The sequence below is a fragment of the Pseudomonas sp. Pseu.R1 genome (genome assembly GCF_045764065.1).
Lineage (GTDB): Bacteria > Pseudomonadota > Gammaproteobacteria > Pseudomonadales > Pseudomonadaceae > Aquipseudomonas.
Genome location: NZ_JBJGEE020000001.1, coordinates 4,205,779 through 4,220,969 on the forward strand (window position 1 = coordinate 4,205,779; position 15,191 = coordinate 4,220,969).

Annotated in this window: 12 protein-coding genes; 8 read left to right on the top strand and 4 right to left on the bottom strand. The window is 59.5% G+C overall.

What is annotated here, in order from left to right; all coding sequences use genetic code 11:
- Positions 1-175 precede the first annotated feature (175 nt).
- The 3 genes from nadE to ACI5GA_RS19330 form a co-directional block, all read right to left on the bottom strand.
- Entirely contained in the window at positions 176-1,003 is an 828-nt protein-coding gene (gene nadE / locus ACI5GA_RS19320) for an ammonia-dependent NAD(+) synthetase (RefSeq protein ID WP_404636474.1), read from the bottom strand.
- Between the two features lie 63 nt (positions 1,004-1,066).
- The gene (gene pncB / locus ACI5GA_RS19325; protein WP_404636475.1) at positions 1,067-2,266 is read right to left on the bottom strand and encodes a nicotinate phosphoribosyltransferase; all 1,200 of its coding nucleotides are present in this window, start codon (positions 2,264-2,266) and stop codon (positions 1,067-1,069) included.
- Between the two features lie 361 nt (positions 2,267-2,627).
- Positions 2,628-3,533 carry a LysR family transcriptional regulator gene (locus tag ACI5GA_RS19330; RefSeq protein ID WP_421423849.1) on the bottom strand — a complete coding sequence of 302 codons (906 nt, stop codon included), beginning with the start codon at positions 3,531-3,533 and terminating at the stop codon, positions 2,628-2,630.
- A 163-nt stretch (positions 3,534-3,696) separates the two neighbouring features.
- On the opposite strand from ACI5GA_RS19330, the gene ACI5GA_RS19335 reads away from it, so the two are divergent.
- The 8 genes from ACI5GA_RS19335 (at position 3,697) to ACI5GA_RS19370 (ending at position 13,829) form a co-directional block, all read left to right on the top strand.
- Positions 3,697-5,187, top strand: a complete 1,491-nt coding sequence (locus ACI5GA_RS19335; protein ID WP_404636477.1) for an aldehyde dehydrogenase family protein — start codon at positions 3,697-3,699, stop codon at positions 5,185-5,187.
- A gap of 192 nt (positions 5,188-5,379) precedes the next feature.
- Positions 5,380-6,663 carry an NAD(P)/FAD-dependent oxidoreductase gene (locus ACI5GA_RS19340; RefSeq protein WP_421423850.1) on the top strand — a complete coding sequence of 428 codons (1,284 nt, stop codon included), beginning with the start codon at positions 5,380-5,382 and terminating at the stop codon, positions 6,661-6,663.
- A gap of 357 nt (positions 6,664-7,020) precedes the next feature.
- Positions 7,021-8,154 (top strand): ABC transporter substrate-binding protein, encoded by a 1,134-nt coding sequence (locus tag ACI5GA_RS19345; RefSeq protein ID WP_404636479.1) that lies wholly within the window; start codon positions 7,021-7,023, stop codon positions 8,152-8,154.
- Between the two features lie 184 nt (positions 8,155-8,338).
- Complete coding sequence (locus tag ACI5GA_RS19350) at positions 8,339-9,253, top strand: ABC transporter permease subunit (RefSeq protein WP_404636480.1); 915 nt, start codon at positions 8,339-8,341, stop codon at positions 9,251-9,253.
- A 2-nt stretch (positions 9,254-9,255) separates the two neighbouring features.
- Positions 9,256-10,551 carry a high-affinity branched-chain amino acid ABC transporter permease LivM gene (livM, locus tag ACI5GA_RS19355; protein ID WP_404636481.1) on the top strand — a complete coding sequence of 432 codons (1,296 nt, stop codon included), beginning with the start codon at positions 9,256-9,258 and terminating at the stop codon, positions 10,549-10,551.
- Entirely contained in the window at positions 10,551-11,426 is an 876-nt protein-coding gene (locus ACI5GA_RS19360) for an ABC transporter ATP-binding protein (RefSeq protein WP_404636482.1), read from the top strand. The genes livM and ACI5GA_RS19360 overlap by 1 nt, the downstream gene beginning before the upstream one ends.
- Positions 11,423-12,139 (top strand): ABC transporter ATP-binding protein, encoded by a 717-nt coding sequence (locus ACI5GA_RS19365; protein WP_404636483.1) that lies wholly within the window; start codon positions 11,423-11,425, stop codon positions 12,137-12,139. The genes ACI5GA_RS19360 and ACI5GA_RS19365 overlap by 4 nt, the downstream gene beginning before the upstream one ends.
- Before the next feature lie 916 nt (positions 12,140-13,055).
- Positions 13,056-13,829: an SDR family oxidoreductase gene (locus ACI5GA_RS19370; protein ID WP_404636485.1), complete on the top strand. Its 774-nt coding sequence runs from the start codon at positions 13,056-13,058 to the stop codon at positions 13,827-13,829.
- Positions 13,830-13,977: 148 nt separating this feature from the next.
- Here ACI5GA_RS19370 and ACI5GA_RS19375 read toward each other — a convergent pair whose 3' ends face one another.
- Positions 13,978-15,114 (bottom strand): AGE family epimerase/isomerase, encoded by a 1,137-nt coding sequence (locus tag ACI5GA_RS19375; RefSeq protein WP_421423852.1) that lies wholly within the window; start codon positions 15,112-15,114, stop codon positions 13,978-13,980.
- Positions 15,115-15,191 lie beyond the last annotated feature (77 nt).

Below are 15,191 nucleotides of genomic sequence, written 5' to 3' on the forward strand. Positions count from 1 at the left end.
CGTTGGGCGGGTGGGACAAGCGAAAAAAAACTGCGGATTCATTCCGTTTTCTATTGAACGACGCCAAACGTGATTTTGTAGGCGCGCGCTTGCCCGCGAATGCAATCCGTCAGACACCTGCTTGTATCTGACATTCCCTCATCGCGGGCAAGCGCGCTCCTACGAAGAGCGAGCATCAAGGGGCGTAGGGAAGGTCGCGCTTGTGCTGGGTTTTGCGGTAGGTGTTCACAATGATGTCGAACGCTTCCTGACGCAGCGGCTGGCCGTGCAGGAAGGCGTCGATCTCGACGTAGGTTACGCCGTGAGAGGCTTCGTCGGGCTTGCCCGGCACCAGATCTTCCAGGTCAGCAGTCGGAATTTTCTCGACCAGAAACTCTGGCGCGCCGAAGCTGCGGGCGATGGCGCGAACCTGATTTTTCACCAGGCCGCTCAATGGCGCCAAGTCGCAGGCGCCGTCACCGAACTTGGTGAAGAAGCCCATCACGGCTTCCGCCGCGTGGTCAGTGCCAATCACCAAACCACCACGAACGCCCGCGATGGTGTATTGCGCGACCATGCGCGTGCGTGCCTTGACGTTGCCTTTGACGAAGTCCACAGCCGAATCGGACTGACCTTCGAATGCTTTCACCTGCTCGACCAGGCCTTTGACCGACGGCGCGATGTCTACGGTGTGGCGCTCGTCCGGGTTGATGAAGTCTACCGAAGCGGTGGCTTCGTGCTCATCGTGCTGAATGTGGTACGGCAGGCGTACGGCGATGAACTGGTAGGCGTTGTCGCCAGTACTCTCGCGCAATTCCTTCACGGCACGCTGCGCCAGCAGGCCAGCGGTCAGCGAGTCCACACCGCCGCTGATGCCCAGTACCAGCACTTTCAGACGGGCGTTTTGCAGGCAGTCCTTGATGAACTGGATTCGGCGCGCAACCTCGGTTTCAAGCTCACCCTGATTGGCGAAGGGCGGCTGGACCTTGAGCTCCCTGGCGATCTCGAGTTGTACGGCTTGCATGATTGACTCCTTATGAAGAAGAAAAAGAGGCATGTAAAAAAGTGAGGCGCTACGGTGCTCGTTTCAGGCTGGCACCTTGAATACGTGACGCAGGTAGGACACGAATTCCGGGTCCTTGCACTGGGTCTTGCCGGGCTCGTCGGAAATCTTGGCGACGGGCTGACCGGCGCAAGCGGTCATTTTAAGCACGATGCTCATCGGCTGAACGCCCGGTACGTCGGCGGTCAGGTTGGTGCCGATGCCGAAGCTGACATTGATGCGACCGCGCAAGGCACGGAAGATGTCCAGCGCCTTGGGCAGGTTCAGACCGTCGGAGAACACCAGCGTCTTGCTCATCGGGTCGATGCCCAGTTTCTGGTAGTGGGTGATGCACTTTTCGGCCCACTGCACGGGATCGCCTGAGTCATGGCGCAAGCCGTCGAACAGCTTGGCGAAGAACAGGTCGAAGTCGCCAAGGAAAGCGTCGGTGGTGATGCAGTCGGTCAGCGCGATGCCCAGCAGACCACGGTATTCCCGGACCCAGCAATCGAGGGCGGCAATCTGACTGTCGATCAGTCGAGGTCCCAGTTGCTGGTGCGCCATGATCCATTCGTGGGCCATGGTGCCAAGGGGTTTGAGGTCGAATTTGCGTGCCAGGTGGACGTTGCTGGTGCCCACGAACTGACCGGGGAAATCCTTTTTCAGCACGGACACGACATCTTCCTGAACCGCGTACGAGAACCGCCGACGGGTGCCGAAATCCGCGACTTTCAATTCGGCCAACTCCTCGGGTGTCGCGGCCTCATGCAGCCAGTCGAACTTGCGATAGAGCTGGTCGCGGGCCTGGATCAGCAGGGTGTCCGGGTTGCGATGGCGGTTTCGGACTTCGCTGACGATGGCAAGGATCGGCACTTCGAACAGGATCACGTGCAGCCAAGGGCCGGACAGGCGAATGCACAGCTCATCGTTTTCGATGCCGGTGTAGACGTAACGCAGGTTGAAGCGGAACAGGCCTAGGAAGCGCAGAAAATCCGGCTTCATGAAGTTGATACGTTCCAGAAATCCGGTTTCTTCGACGCTCAGGGACAGGTCGCACAATTGCTCGATCTGATGGCGAATTTCCGTCAGGTACGGCCGCAAGTCTTCACTGTTTCGGCAGCGGAACTCCCACTCAACGTCGACGTTGGGGTAGTTGTGCAGCACTGCCTGCATCATGCTCAGTTTGTAGAGGTCGGTATCGAGCAGGTTCTGAACGATGCGATCTGCGAAAGCGCTCTCACTCATTGTGTCGCTCCAGCCAGCAGAGGCCGCCACGTTGCGGCCCATGAAAAAATAGGTGTCGCATACAACCTTGCGGTAGCGCCTGGTATTGGCTCCATGCCACTACGTCCGGTTTGTTATTGACGAAGAGCGACATAATGCCAGTCGACGCGGGGTTGGGGCAGAAATGTTTCAGCGCCGATGGCTCAACCGTCGATTGTTGGAGCCGGTTGCTGGCGAATGCGGCACGCCAGTTACCGTTACGCTGAATGACGCATCCCTTTCGCCAGCAAGCCGGTTCCCACATTGATGTGTGTCTAACCATGGACTTGTGTTTGGCCACGCAACATGGAATCTCCCACAGGGTGATCGTGATTCAGATCATTTACTGCGGCGTTGGGTTATCCAACTGCTCCAACATCCACTCCACGAACACCCGAATCTTGGGCACCTCCGCGGCATGCTCCGGATAGGCCAGGTAGTAGGCGTCGTGGCTGGGCAGTGCATGAGCCCATGGAATGACCAGCTTGCCGTCGGCCAGTTCTTCCTCCACCAGAAAGCGCGGCAGCAGCGCCACGCCACAACCGACCTGCGCGGCGCGAATGCACATGTAGAACGTCTCGAAACGCGGGCCATGGTAGCTGTGTTCGGTCTGGTAGCCCTGACTCTCGAACCACTCGTGCCAGCCTTGAGGGCGATGGGCGCATTGCAGCAACACCAAGTCGGTGAGTTGCGTGGGGTGGGTAAAGGGCTTTTCCGGGAGGATGTCCGGCGCACACACGGGCACCAGTTCTTCGCCAAACAGTTTCACGCTCTCTGCACCGGGACGCGCGCCTTGGCCGAAATAGAACGACAGATCGCAGCGGCTTTGCGCCAGATCGTCGCTTTCCTGCTCGTTTACCAGGTCCAGATGGATGTGCGGATGGCGCAGACGCCAGCCTTTCAGGCGCGGGACCAGCCAGCGGGCGCCGAAGGTCGAAGGCGTCGACACGCGTAGGACCTCAGTTTCACCGCCGTAGGAACGTAGAAAGTGGGTGGACATCTCCATCTGCGTGAGGACTTTTCGCACCTCTCCCAGATACAACGCCCCGGCGGGCGTAAGTTGCAGCCTACGACGCACGCGTCTGAACAACAGGTGCTGGACCAATTCCTCAAGCTGCGCCACCTGTTTGCTGACGGCGCTTTGGGTCAGGTTCAGCTCTTCGGCGGCGCGGGTGAAGCTCAGGTGTCGGGTCACTGCTTCGAAACATTGCAGGGCGGTGATGGACGGCAGGTGGCGTCGGTTCAGCATATTCAGACGTGCTCAGCATCAGCATGAAAAAACGGAATGATATCTCGCTTAATCGTCGTTTGTTGCGCGACGCAACGCCAGCTATTACTAGAAGCTGACGAAAGAACTGAATTTCAGCATTCCGCGTTCGCGCTTTTCGATTCCACAGAATCCAGGAGAAATCATGCTTAACGACCTGCTCACTCGCCTCGGTGTCGACCCTGCGCTTTATCAGAAGGGCGACAAGCCTGTTCATACCCCGATCGATGGCAGCCAGGTCGCTTCGGTGAACTGGGAAAGTGCCGCTGAAGTCGAGCAACGCATCACCCGCGCCGAGCACGCGTTCGAGGCATGGCGCAAAGTGCCCGCGCCGCGTCGTGGCGAGCTGATTCGTCTGTTCGGCGAAGCGCTGCGCAAGCACAAGGCCGATCTGGGCGAACTGGTGTCGTGGGAAGCCGGGAAAATCACTCAGGAAGGTCTGGGTGAAGTGCAGGAGATGATCGACATCTGCGACTTCGCTGTTGGCTTGTCGCGCCAGATGTACGGCCTGACCATCGCTTCCGAGCGTCCGGGTCACCACATGCGTGAAACCTGGCACCCGCTGGGTGTCGTGGGCGTGATCAGCGCGTTCAACTTCCCGGTGGCCGTCTGGTCGTGGAACACCGCGCTGGCGCTGGTGTGCGGCAACTCGGTGATCTGGAAGCCTTCGGAAAAGACCCCGCTGACCGCGCTGGCCTGTCAGGCGTTGTTCGACCGCGTGGCGGCTGAATTTGCGGATGCCCCGCAGTTCCTTGCGCAGTGCGTAGTGGGCGGTCGCGATGCAGGCGAGGCGCTGGTCGACGACGCTCGCGTTGCCTTGGTCAGCGCCACCGGCAGCACCCGCATGGGTCGTGAAGTGGCGCCGAAGATCGCCGCGCGTTTCGCTCGCAGCATTCTGGAACTGGGCGGCAACAACGCGATGATTCTGGCGCCGAGTGCCGATCTGGACCTGGCCGTTCGCGCTGTGTTGTTCAGCGCCGTCGGCACGGCGGGTCAGCGTTGCACCACGCTCCGCCGTTTGATCGCACACAACTCGGTCAAGGCCGAGTTCGTCGAGCGCTTGAAAGCGGCCTACGCCAAAGTGCGCATCGGCCATCCGCTGGAAGGCAACCTGGTCGGCCCGCTGATCGACAAACAAAGCTTCGAAAACATGCAGGAAGCGCTGGAGCAGGCCCAAAGCGAAGGCGGCAAGGTGTTCGGCGGCAAGCGCCAACTGGCTGACAAATTCCCGAATGCGTTCTATGTGTCGCCTGCGATCGTCGAGATGCCGGAGCAAAGCGATGTGGTGCGTAGCGAGACCTTCGCGCCGATTCTGTACGTGGTCGGTTACGACGAATTCAGCGAGGCCGTGCGCCTGAACAACGATGTGCCGCAAGGTTTGTCGTCGTGCATTTTCACCACCGATGTGCGTGAGGCTGAGCAGTTCATTTCGGCATTGGGCAGCGACTGCGGCATCGCCAACGTCAATATTGGCCCGAGCGGTGCAGAGATTGGCGGCGCGTTCGGTGGCGAGAAGGAAACCGGCGGTGGCCGTGAATCCGGTTCGGATTCGTGGAAAGGCTACATGCGTCGCCAGACGGCGACCGTGAACTACTCCCGCGAGCTGCCGTTGGCGCAGGGGATTACGTTTGATTGATGCCGTAAGGTAAGCGCTGTTCCTTTGTGATGATCGTGCCCACGCTCTGCGTGGGCATGCCTTGATGGACGCTCTGCGTCCGTTTTTGTGTGACGCAGAGCGCCACCAACGGCGTTCCCACGCGGAGCATGGGAACGATCAGTAACGATCGGTATAACTTGAATCATCGTTTGTCCTTTCCGAGGTTTTGCGATGCCGCTACGCGAAGAATGTCTGTGGGAAACGCTGACGCCGCAGAGGCCTGAGGCGCCAGCGTTGAAAGGGGAGGTGACCGTCGATGTGTGCGTGATCGGCGCAGGCATCACGGGGTTGTCGGCGGCGATTCACCTGCTGGAGCAGGGCAAGACAGTCGCCATCGTCGAAGCCCATCGCACTGGGCAGGGCGGTTCGGGGCGTAACGTGGGATTGGTCAACGCCGGGCTGTGGATTCCTCCCGACGAGATCGAAGCCGGTTTCGGCGAGAAAATCGGCAGCCAGCTCAACACCATGCTCGGCAACGCGCCGTCATTGGTGTTCAGCCTGATCGAAAAATACGGCATCGACTGCCAGGCCACGCGCAAAGGCACGCTGCACATGGCGCACAACGCCAAAGGCGAGCTGGATTTGCGCAGTCGTGAAGAACAGTGGAAACGCCGTGGCGCACCGATTGAGTTGCTCACCGGCAAGGCCTGTCAGGAAGCGACCGGCACCAAGGAGATTACTTCTGCCTTGCTCGACCATCGTGCGGGCACCATCAACCCGATGGCTTACACCAGTGGCCTCGCTGCTGCCGTCACGAAACTCGGTGGTCAGCGTTTCGATCATTCGCCGGTCAAACGCCTCGAACGTCAGGGCCAGCGCTGGTGCGTGATCACCGAAAACGGCTCGGTCATCGCCGATCAGGTGGTCATCGCCTCCAACGCCTACACCGAAGGCGAATGGACCGAACTGCGCCGCAACTTCTTCCCCGGCTACTACTATCAGGTCGCTTCGGCACCGCTCACCGAAGAGGCTGCGCAGCAAATTTTGCCCGGTGGCCAAGGCTCGTGGGACACCCGCCAGGTACTGAGCAGCATTCGTCGCGATGCTGATGGCCGCTTGTTGCTGGGCAGTCTGGGCAACGGCAATCAGAAGCCGGCATGGTTCCTCAAAGCCTGGGCGGATCGCGTGCAGCAGCACTATTTCCCGTATCTGAGAAAGGTTGAATGGGAGTGCACCTGGACCGGTTGCATCGCGTTTACGCCCGATCATCTGCTACGCATGTTCGAACCTGCACCAGGACTGGTCGCGGTGACCGGGTATAACGGCCGTGGCAATACGACGGGCACAGTGGTGGGCAAGGCGTTCGCTGATTACCTGTGCAGCGGTAACGCGAGCGTACTGCCGATTCCGTTTGCACCTATGCAGCCGCTCTCGGCCATTGGTTTGCGCAGCTCTTTATATGAGGCTGGCTTTTCGCTATACCATGCAGGGCAGTGCCTCAGAATTGTGATCTGAGGCGAAATGTCTGTCATAAATCAGCGCTTTTTCGCGCATCCACTAACCTGAAATGGTGCGTCCCGTAGCGACCCCGCACCGGCGGTGTGCAGTTCGGTGACGCAGGCTGTAACAACAGGGTTGTACAGGTCAGGTTGGCGTGGTTGCGCATTTTATTCAGGAGGGTTGCTCTTTATAGGTCGCAGGGTTGCACCTTGCGCGGTTTAGACGGTTGCACGCCCAGTAAAAAAGGGCCCGAATCAGTCGGATAACAACAAAACGACGACTTTTTTCAGAATAAAAAACCGATGGCACGCCCCTTGCTCAGAGCATCTCTGTGGTCGCAGTGCTAATTAAAAAACCTAGGAGCACCAACTCATGTCGCAGACGTTTTACAGGAAAGGCTTTCTGGCACTCGCAGTCGCTACTGCAATGGGTGCGGCTACTTTTGCGCAGGCTGACGTCAAGATCGGCGTTGCAGGCCCGATGACCGGCGCCAACGCCTCGTTCGGCCTGCAGTACATGAAAGGCGCTCAGGCAGCGGCTGATGCCATCAACGCTGCGGGCGGTGTGAACGGCGAGAAGATCGTTCTGGTTCAGGGCGATGACGCGTGCGAGCCGAAACAGGCCGTAGCCGTCGCCAACAAGATGTCTCAAGAGAAAGTCGCTGGCGTCGTTGGCCACTTCTGCTCTTCCTCCACCATCCCCGCTTCGGAAGTCTATGACGAAGCCGGTATCATCGCGATCACCCCAGGTTCCACCAACCCGACCGTTACCGAACGCGGCCTGAGCGCCATGTTCCGTATGTGCGGCCGTGACGACCAGCAAGGCGTCGTGGCGGGTGACTACATCGTCGACGTGCTGAAAGGCAAGAAAGTCGCCGTAATCAACGACAAAGACACCTACGGCAAAGGCCTGGCTGATGCCACCGCCAAACAGCTGACCGCCCGTGGCGTGAAGCCCGTGCTGGAAGAAGGTCTGACCCGCGGCGAGAAAGACTTCAGCGCCCTGGTCACCAAAATCCGTTCCGTGGGCGCCGACGTTGTCTACTTCGGCGGCCTGCACCCGGAAGCCGGTCCTCTGGTTCGCCAACTGCGTGAGCAAGGCCTGAAGGACGTCAAGTTCATGTCCGACGACGGCGTTGTGACCGACGAACTGGTGACCACCGCTGGCGGCGCGCAATACGTCGACGGCGTGTACATGACCTTCGGCGCCGACCCGCGCCTGCTGCCTGACAGCAAGGCAGTGGTCGAAGAGTTCCGCAAGTCCGGTTACGAGCCTGAAGGTTACACCCTGTACGCGTACGCTTCGGTTCAGGCCTTGGCCGCTGGCTTCAACGGCGCCAAGTCGAACAAAGGCGAAGACGCTGCCAAGTTCCTGAAAGCCCACCCGGTCAAAACCGTCATGGGCGAGAAAGCCTGGGACGCCAAAGGCGACCTGAAGGTCTCCGACTACGTGGTCTATCAGTGGGACAAGGACGGCAAATATCACCAGCTCGAAAAGCAGAAGTGAGTTGAGCCTCTAGTCGGATGGGCGGCGCTGCGGGCTTGGAACCTCAGAGCCGCTTCACCCGGTAATCGGCGCTGTCTCGCGCGGCGCCGGATTTCTTCTGTTGCCATCGTGTGCGTCCCGCTGCTCCTCACGAGGGGGTAGCCGGTCCGCACCAGGTTGGCCTTCAAGTTCGTGAGCGTGCGTGATGGATGGTATTTTCCTGCAGCAAATGGTCAACGGCCTGACCCTCGGGTCGGTTTACGGCCTGATCGCCATCGGTTACACGATGGTTTACGGCATCATTGGCATGATCAACTTCGCCCACGGCGACGTGTATATGATCTCCGCCTACCTCGCAGCCATCGGCCTAGCCGTGCTGTCTTTTTTCGGTATCCAATCTTTCCCTTTCCTGATTCTTGGCACGCTGATCTTCACCATCGTGGTGACCGGCGTATACGGCTTCGTCATCGAGCGCGTGGCCTACAAACCGCTGCGTAACTCGACCCGGCTGGCACCGCTGATCAGTGCCATCGGTATTTCCCTGATCCTGCAAAACTACGCGCAGATCGCCCAAGGCCCACGCCAGCAAGGCGTACCGACCCTGCTCGAAGGCGCCATGCGCTTCGACGTCGGCTCAGGCTTCGTGCAGATCACCTACACCAAGATCTTCATTCTCGTGGCGGCCTTCATCGGCATGGGCGTGCTGACCTACATCATCAAGTACACCAAGCTGGGCCGTATGTGCCGCGCTACTCAGCAAGACCGCAAAATGGCGTCGATCCTGGGTATCAACACTGACCGGATCATTTCCTACGTGTTCGTCATCGGCGCGGCCATGGCAGCACTGGCGGGCGTGCTGATCACCATGAACTACGGCACCTTCGACTTCTTCGCCGGGTTCGTCATCGGCATCAAAGCCTTCACCGCTGCGGTGCTGGGCGGCATCGGTTCGTTGCCGGGCGCCATGCTCGGTGGATTGATCCTGGGGGTGGCCGAGTCGCAATTCTCCGGTCTGATCAACTCCGACTACAAAGACGTGTTCAGTTTTGGCCTGCTGGTCGTGATTCTGATCTTCCGTCCTCAAGGCCTGCTGGGTCGCCCACTCGTGGCGAAGGTGTAACCATGTCTGCTCCTGTCAAACCCATCGATATCAAACAAAGCGTGATCGACGCCGTGCTGGCCGGGTTGCTGGCGCTGATCGTGTTCGGTCCCATCGTCGGCATCGTGCTGGATGGCTACGGCTTCAACATGCAACCAGGCCGCGTTGCCGCGCTGGTTGGCGTGGTGGTGGTCGGTCGCTTCCTCATGAGCCTGTTCCTGCAAACCCCGAAAGGCCTGGCCATCGCTCAGAGCTTCGAAAGCCCGGGTTCTGGCGTGCATGTACTGCCGCCGGGTTACAAGACACGCCTGCGCTTCATCATTCCGCTGATGATCCTGATCGCGGTGATCTTCCCGGTGTTCGCTGACAAGTACGTGCTGACCGTGGTGATCCTTGGCCTGATCTACGTGCTGCTGGGCCTTGGCCTGAACATCGTGGTCGGTCTGGCCGGTCTGCTCGATCTGGGTTACGTGGCGTTCTACGCCATCGGTGCCTACGGCCTGGCACTGGGTTATCAGTATCTGGGCCTGGGCTTCTGGTCCGCGCTGCCGCTGGCGGCGATTGCAGCGGCGTTTGCCGGTTGCATTCTGGGCTTCCCGGTCCTGCGTATGCACGGCGACTATCTGGCCATCGTGACGTTGGGCTTCGGTGAAATCATTCGTCTGGTGCTCAATAACTGGCTGTCGTTCACCGGTGGTCCGAACGGTGTGGCCGTGCCTTCGCCGACCTTCTTCGGTTTGGAATTCGGCCGTCGTGCCAAAGATGGCGGCGTTCCGATCCACGAGTATTTCGGCTTCGAATACAACCCGGACCTGAAATTCATCTTTATCTACGCCGTGCTGTTCCTCGTCGTGCTGGCCGTGCTGTACATCAAGCACCGCCTGACCCGCATGCCGGTCGGTCGCGCCTGGGAAGCCCTGCGTGAAGACGAAATTGCCTGCCGCTCCATGGGCCTGAACCACGTACTGGTCAAGCTCTCGGCGTTCACCATCGGTGCATCGACCGCAGGTCTGGCGGGGGTGTTCTTCGCCAGCTACCAAGGCTTCGTCAACCCGACGTCGTTCACCTTCTTTGAATCCGCGTTGATCCTCGCCATTGTTGTATTGGGCGGCATGGGCTCGACTGTGGGCGTGGTGATCGCAGCGTTCGTGCTGACCGTCGCCCCGGAAATGCTGCGCAGCTTTGCCGAATACCGCGTATTGCTGTTCGGCATCCTGATGGTGTTGATGATGATCTGGCGCCCTCGCGGCCTGATCCGCATCAGCCGTACCGGCGTACAACCACGCAAAGGCGTGCTGGCCAAAGTGGAGGGCGCGTGATGAGCGACGAAATCGTTCTGTCCGTCGAAAACCTGATGATGCACTTTGGCGGCATCAAAGCCCTCAGCGACGTCAGCCTTGAAGTGCGCCGCAACTCGATATTCGCCCTGATCGGCCCGAACGGCGCAGGCAAGACCACCGTGTTCAACTGCCTGACCGGCTTCTATAAAGCCACCGGCGGCAAGATCGAGCTGAACGCCCGTGGCAAGAAAACCAACGTGATCAAACTGCTTGGCGAGCAGTTCCGCGTCAGCGACTTCGCTTCGCCGAAAAGCTTCGGCAGCCGCCTGTACTACAAAATGTTTGGCGGCACGCACTTGGTGAACCGCGCAGGTCTGGCGCGAACGTTCCAGAACATTCGCCTGTTCAAAGAAATGTCCGTCGTCGAAAACCTGCTGGTGGCCCAGCACATGTGGGTCAACCGCAACATGATCGCGGGCATCCTCAACACCAAGGGCTATCGCAAGGCCGAAGAAGACGCCATGAACACGGCCTTCTACTGGCTGGAAGTGGTCGATCTGGTGGACTGCGCCAACCGCCTGGCTGGTGAACTTTCCTACGGCCAGCAGCGCCGTCTGGAAATCGCTCGCGCCATGTGCACCCGTCCGCAGGTGATCTGCCTGGACGAGCCCGCCGCAGGCCTCAACCCACAGGAAACCGAAGCGCTGAGCGGCATGATTCGCCACCTGCGAGACGAACACGACATGACCATCGTGCTGATCGAGCACGACATGGGCATGGTCATGGGCATTTCTGACGATATCGTCGTGCTCGACCATGGCAACGTGATTGCCAAGGGCAAGCCGGAGCAGATCCGCAACGATCCGAAAGTGATCGCCGCGTACCTGGGTGCTGATGAAGAGGAGTTGGTATGAGTAAGCCGATCCTCGAAATGAAAGAGATCGACGTGTACTACGGGCCGATTCAGGCCCTGAAAAAGGTCTCACTGGAAATCAACGAAGGTGAAACCGTCAGCCTGATCGGCTCCAACGGCGCGGGCAAATCCACGCTGCTGATGTCGATCTTCGGCCAGCCCCGAGCCGCTAGCGGGCAGATCATCTATCAGGGCACCGACATCACCCAGAAGTCGTCGCACTACATCGCCTCCAACGGCATTGCGCAGTCGCCGGAAGGCCGCCGCGTGTTCCCTGACATGTCGGTGGAAGAAAACCTGATGATGGGCACCATCCCGATTGGGGATAAGTACGCCAGCGAAGACATGCAGCGCATGTTCGACCTGTTTCCGCGCCTCAAGGAGCGTCGCAACCAGCGGGCAATGACCATGTCCGGTGGCGAGCAACAAATGCTCGCCATCGCCCGCGCCCTGATGAGCCGTCCCAAGCTGTTGCTGCTGGACGAGCCGAGCCTGGGCCTGGCGCCGATCATCGTGAAGCAGATCTTCTCCACCCTGCGTGAACTGGCCCAGACCGGCATGACGATTTTCCTCGTCGAGCAAAACGCCAACCACGCCCTGAAGCTGTCAGATCGCGCTTACGTGATGGTCAACGGCGAGATTCGTCTCACAGGCACCGGTCAGGAGCTGCTGACCAACGAAGAGGTGAGGAACGCGTATCTCGGCGGGCATTGAGTCTTCCTGAGGTCTCGCAATAACCAACGGCCCGAGTGTTACGCACTCGGGGCGTTTTGCATTTGGGGTGCCTGTAGGAGCCGGCTTGCTGGCGAAGGTGGTGCATCTGGGACGAATGAGTTGGCTGACACGCTGCTTTCGCCAGCAAGCCGGCTCCCACGGGTCCATGGATATCTGCAAGCACGCCACCATTCAGATCTGCCATGTCCAGCCATTGTGGAAAACAATTCCGAAGAGCTTCCAAACCGCGACAGTTAGCCGCTGCAAACGGTTGTTTTGTCACGGTTTTGACTTGTCCAGTTTTGCTGTGGAGGCGACTGTGAATAAGTTGGTGGCAGTTGGCTACAGCCCTTTGTTTACGTGGCTTGTAGAGGCTTGGTTGATTTTTGACCACCGGTCTTAGTCGTTACCTTTGCTCTGTTTGTCAACGCTCCAAGGCCTGTTTTTATATACAGTTAATAGTGTGCGCAAGCCTGTGGATAACTCTGTGCGCAACCCTTGGAAAGACGGCTGTAGATCGCGCAATCTCTAGGCTTGCGCGCTGGGTTGTGTCCGAGTGCCCAGATCAGAGCCTGGTTTGATTGCAGACACGTTTCAGCCGGTCAAGTCGTTTTGCCGTTCGAGTTGCCCACAGGCGTTGTATGGCGGGGCTTGTGGCGTTTCGAGTTGCCCCCGGTTTTTGTGAGTCTGACTGTGGATAAGATGGGCAAAACTGCGTGCAGGCCGCGTAGGGTAAGGCTTTGGCGAGATTGTTCGTTTTTTGTACAGTGATTGGGTTGTACGACGATTGTGATCAACAGGCTTGATCCTGAAGCGCCTGCGCGGGCATTCTCCAGAACTTTCCTACGCGCAACGCGGTTGGTTGCGTAAATCCGGGACTTATCCCCAAGCCGACACCCTCAGTCAGGAGAACCACATGACTTCTACCGTGTTCATTACCGGTGCCACTTCCGGGTTTGGCGAAGCCTGCGCACGCCGTTTCGCAGAAGCGGGCTGGTCGCTGGTGCTGACCGGTCGCCGTGAAGAGCGCTTGCAGGCGCTGAGCGCCGAGTTGTCCAAGCAAACCAAGGTCCACACCCTGACGCTGGACGTGCGTGACCGTGAAGCGGTTGAGAAGGCCGTCGAAGGTCTGCCTGCCGAGTTCGCCAAGATCCGTGGCCTGATCAACAACGCCGGTCTGGCGCTGGGCATTGACCCTGCGCCGAAATGCGATCTGGACGATTGGGACACCATGATCGATACCAACGTCAAAGGGCTGGTCTACACCACTCGCACGCTGCTGTCGCGGTTGATCGCTTATGGCCGCGGCGCCAGCATCGTCAACCTGGGTTCGGTGGCGGGCAACTACCCGTATCCGGGCGGTAACGTGTACGGCGGCACTAAAGCGTTCGTGGGCCAGTTCTCGTTGAACCTGCGCAACGACCTGATCGGCACAGGCGTGCGGGTGACCAACCTGGAGCCGGGCTTGTGCGAAAGCGAGTTTTCGCTGGTGCGCTTCGGCGGTGACCAGGCCAAATACGACGCCACCTACGCAGGCGCCGAGCCGATTCAGCCGCAGGACATCGCCGAGACGATCTTCTGGATCATGAACACCCCGGCGCACGTTAACGTGAACAACCTTGAGCTGATGCCTGTGAGCCAGACCTGGGCAGGGTTTGCGATTGATCGTACGCGTGGGGATGCGAAGTAAGCGCTGATCGTATAGATCACGCCAACCTGTGGGAGCCGGCTTGCTGGCGAACGCTGTGCGTCAGTCACCTTAATCTAAGACTGACACACCGCATTCGCCAGCAAGCCGGCTCCCACAATGTTTGAGGTGCTCCCATAGGGGGGCAGTGTCATGCTTTGAAGTACTGGGCCAAGCCGATGTAACAGGTCGCCAAGTGATACGGCGTGGTCGACGGCATGTCGCTGCGGCTGATCTGGCCCTGACCATCCAAGCACTCGTTCCAGCCGCCCGGGTGCAGAAAACGCCGCTCCAGCGCCTCCAACTGCCGAGCCAGCAACACCTGACTGTCAGGCCGCAGCGTCAAGGCTCGCAGGTACTCGGCCTGTGCCCAAATGCGCTGCGTACCATCTTTCACCGCACCTTCAACATCCAGCGAAGCCACCACCGCCCCTGTAATCGGATCGACGCCCTGTGCCTCGGCATGCGCAAATGCCGTAGTCAGCGATTGGTGCAGCGGCGTGCCCCGCAAGTGCTCCGACGATTCCAGCAAATAGAACCATTCGAACTGATGCCCCGGCTCGGACCAGTTATCCACAGCGTCCAGCGGCTGCTCCAGCATCACGCCTTTTGCGGCATCGACGAATCGGCGCTGCATGCCTTCGGCCAGCGCGTCGAGGGCGTCCAGCGTGTCGGCGTCTTCGCGCACTTCCACCACGGCTAGGAAGGCCTCGGCCAAGTGCATCAGTGGGTTTTGCAGAGGGCCTGCGTCCAGTGACGACCAGTCTTCGGCGAGCACCGATTCATACAGCCCGTCGCCATCGGCAAAACGCTCGGCCACGATGTGCAGCGCAGCATTGAGTACCGACTCGACCAGCGGCTCACGCACTTTGGCCCAGTAGTGGGCGCAGGCGAAAACGATAAAGGCGTGGGTGTACAAATCCTTACGGCGATCCAGCGGCGCACCCTCTGGATCGATGCTGTAAAACCAGCCGCCGTGTTCGGCATCGTGAAAGTGCTGTTGCAGCGAGCGAAACAACGCTGCCGCACGCGCTTTGGCGTTGGGGACTTGAGGGTTGCCGATGAAGCTGGAAAACAGGAACAGCTGCCGCGCACAGGCCATGGCGCGATAGCGTTGAGGCGGCAGCGGCTGGTGTTGAGCGTCCAGCGCTTCATAGGGCAACGCCATGTCGGCATTCCAGCCCGGCCCTTGCCAGAGCGGCACGATCACATCCATGAAGTGTTGCTGCACGCGGGCGAAGGCCGTGGACAGTTCAGACTGGGCAGAGAGGGGAGAGGCGTCAGGCATCGGATGGCGTCGCGGCAGAGGGCAAATTGCGCGACATGGTAGCAGGAGGTGGGGATGACGGGGGTAAACGGTGGAGC

What these genes read in the sequence shown, in the direction of transcription:
- nadE (WP_404636474.1), bottom strand. Translation starts at nt 1,003, where the DNA reads ATGCAAGCCGTACAACTCGAGATCGCCAGGGAGCTCAAGGTCCAGCCG.
- pncB (WP_404636475.1), bottom strand. Translation starts at nt 2,266, where the DNA reads ATGAGTGAGAGCGCTTTCGCAGATCGCATCGTTCAGAACCTGCTCGAT.
- ACI5GA_RS19330 (WP_421423849.1), bottom strand. Translation starts at nt 3,533, where the DNA reads ATGCTGAACCGACGCCACCTGCCGTCCATCACCGCCCTGCAATGTTTC.
- ACI5GA_RS19335 (WP_404636477.1), top strand. Translation starts at nt 3,697, where the DNA reads ATGCTTAACGACCTGCTCACTCGCCTCGGTGTCGACCCTGCGCTTTAT.
- ACI5GA_RS19340 (WP_421423850.1), top strand. Translation starts at nt 5,380, where the DNA reads ATGCCGCTACGCGAAGAATGTCTGTGGGAAACGCTGACGCCGCAGAGG.
- ACI5GA_RS19345 (WP_404636479.1), top strand. Translation starts at nt 7,021, where the DNA reads ATGTCGCAGACGTTTTACAGGAAAGGCTTTCTGGCACTCGCAGTCGCT.
- ACI5GA_RS19350 (WP_404636480.1), top strand. Translation starts at nt 8,339, where the DNA reads ATGGATGGTATTTTCCTGCAGCAAATGGTCAACGGCCTGACCCTCGGG.
- livM (WP_404636481.1), top strand. Translation starts at nt 9,256, where the DNA reads ATGTCTGCTCCTGTCAAACCCATCGATATCAAACAAAGCGTGATCGAC.
- ACI5GA_RS19360 (WP_404636482.1), top strand. Translation starts at nt 10,551, where the DNA reads ATGAGCGACGAAATCGTTCTGTCCGTCGAAAACCTGATGATGCACTTT.
- ACI5GA_RS19365 (WP_404636483.1), top strand. Translation starts at nt 11,423, where the DNA reads ATGAGTAAGCCGATCCTCGAAATGAAAGAGATCGACGTGTACTACGGG.
- ACI5GA_RS19370 (WP_404636485.1), top strand. Translation starts at nt 13,056, where the DNA reads ATGACTTCTACCGTGTTCATTACCGGTGCCACTTCCGGGTTTGGCGAA.
- ACI5GA_RS19375 (WP_421423852.1), bottom strand. Translation starts at nt 15,114, where the DNA reads ATGCCTGACGCCTCTCCCCTCTCTGCCCAGTCTGAACTGTCCACGGCC.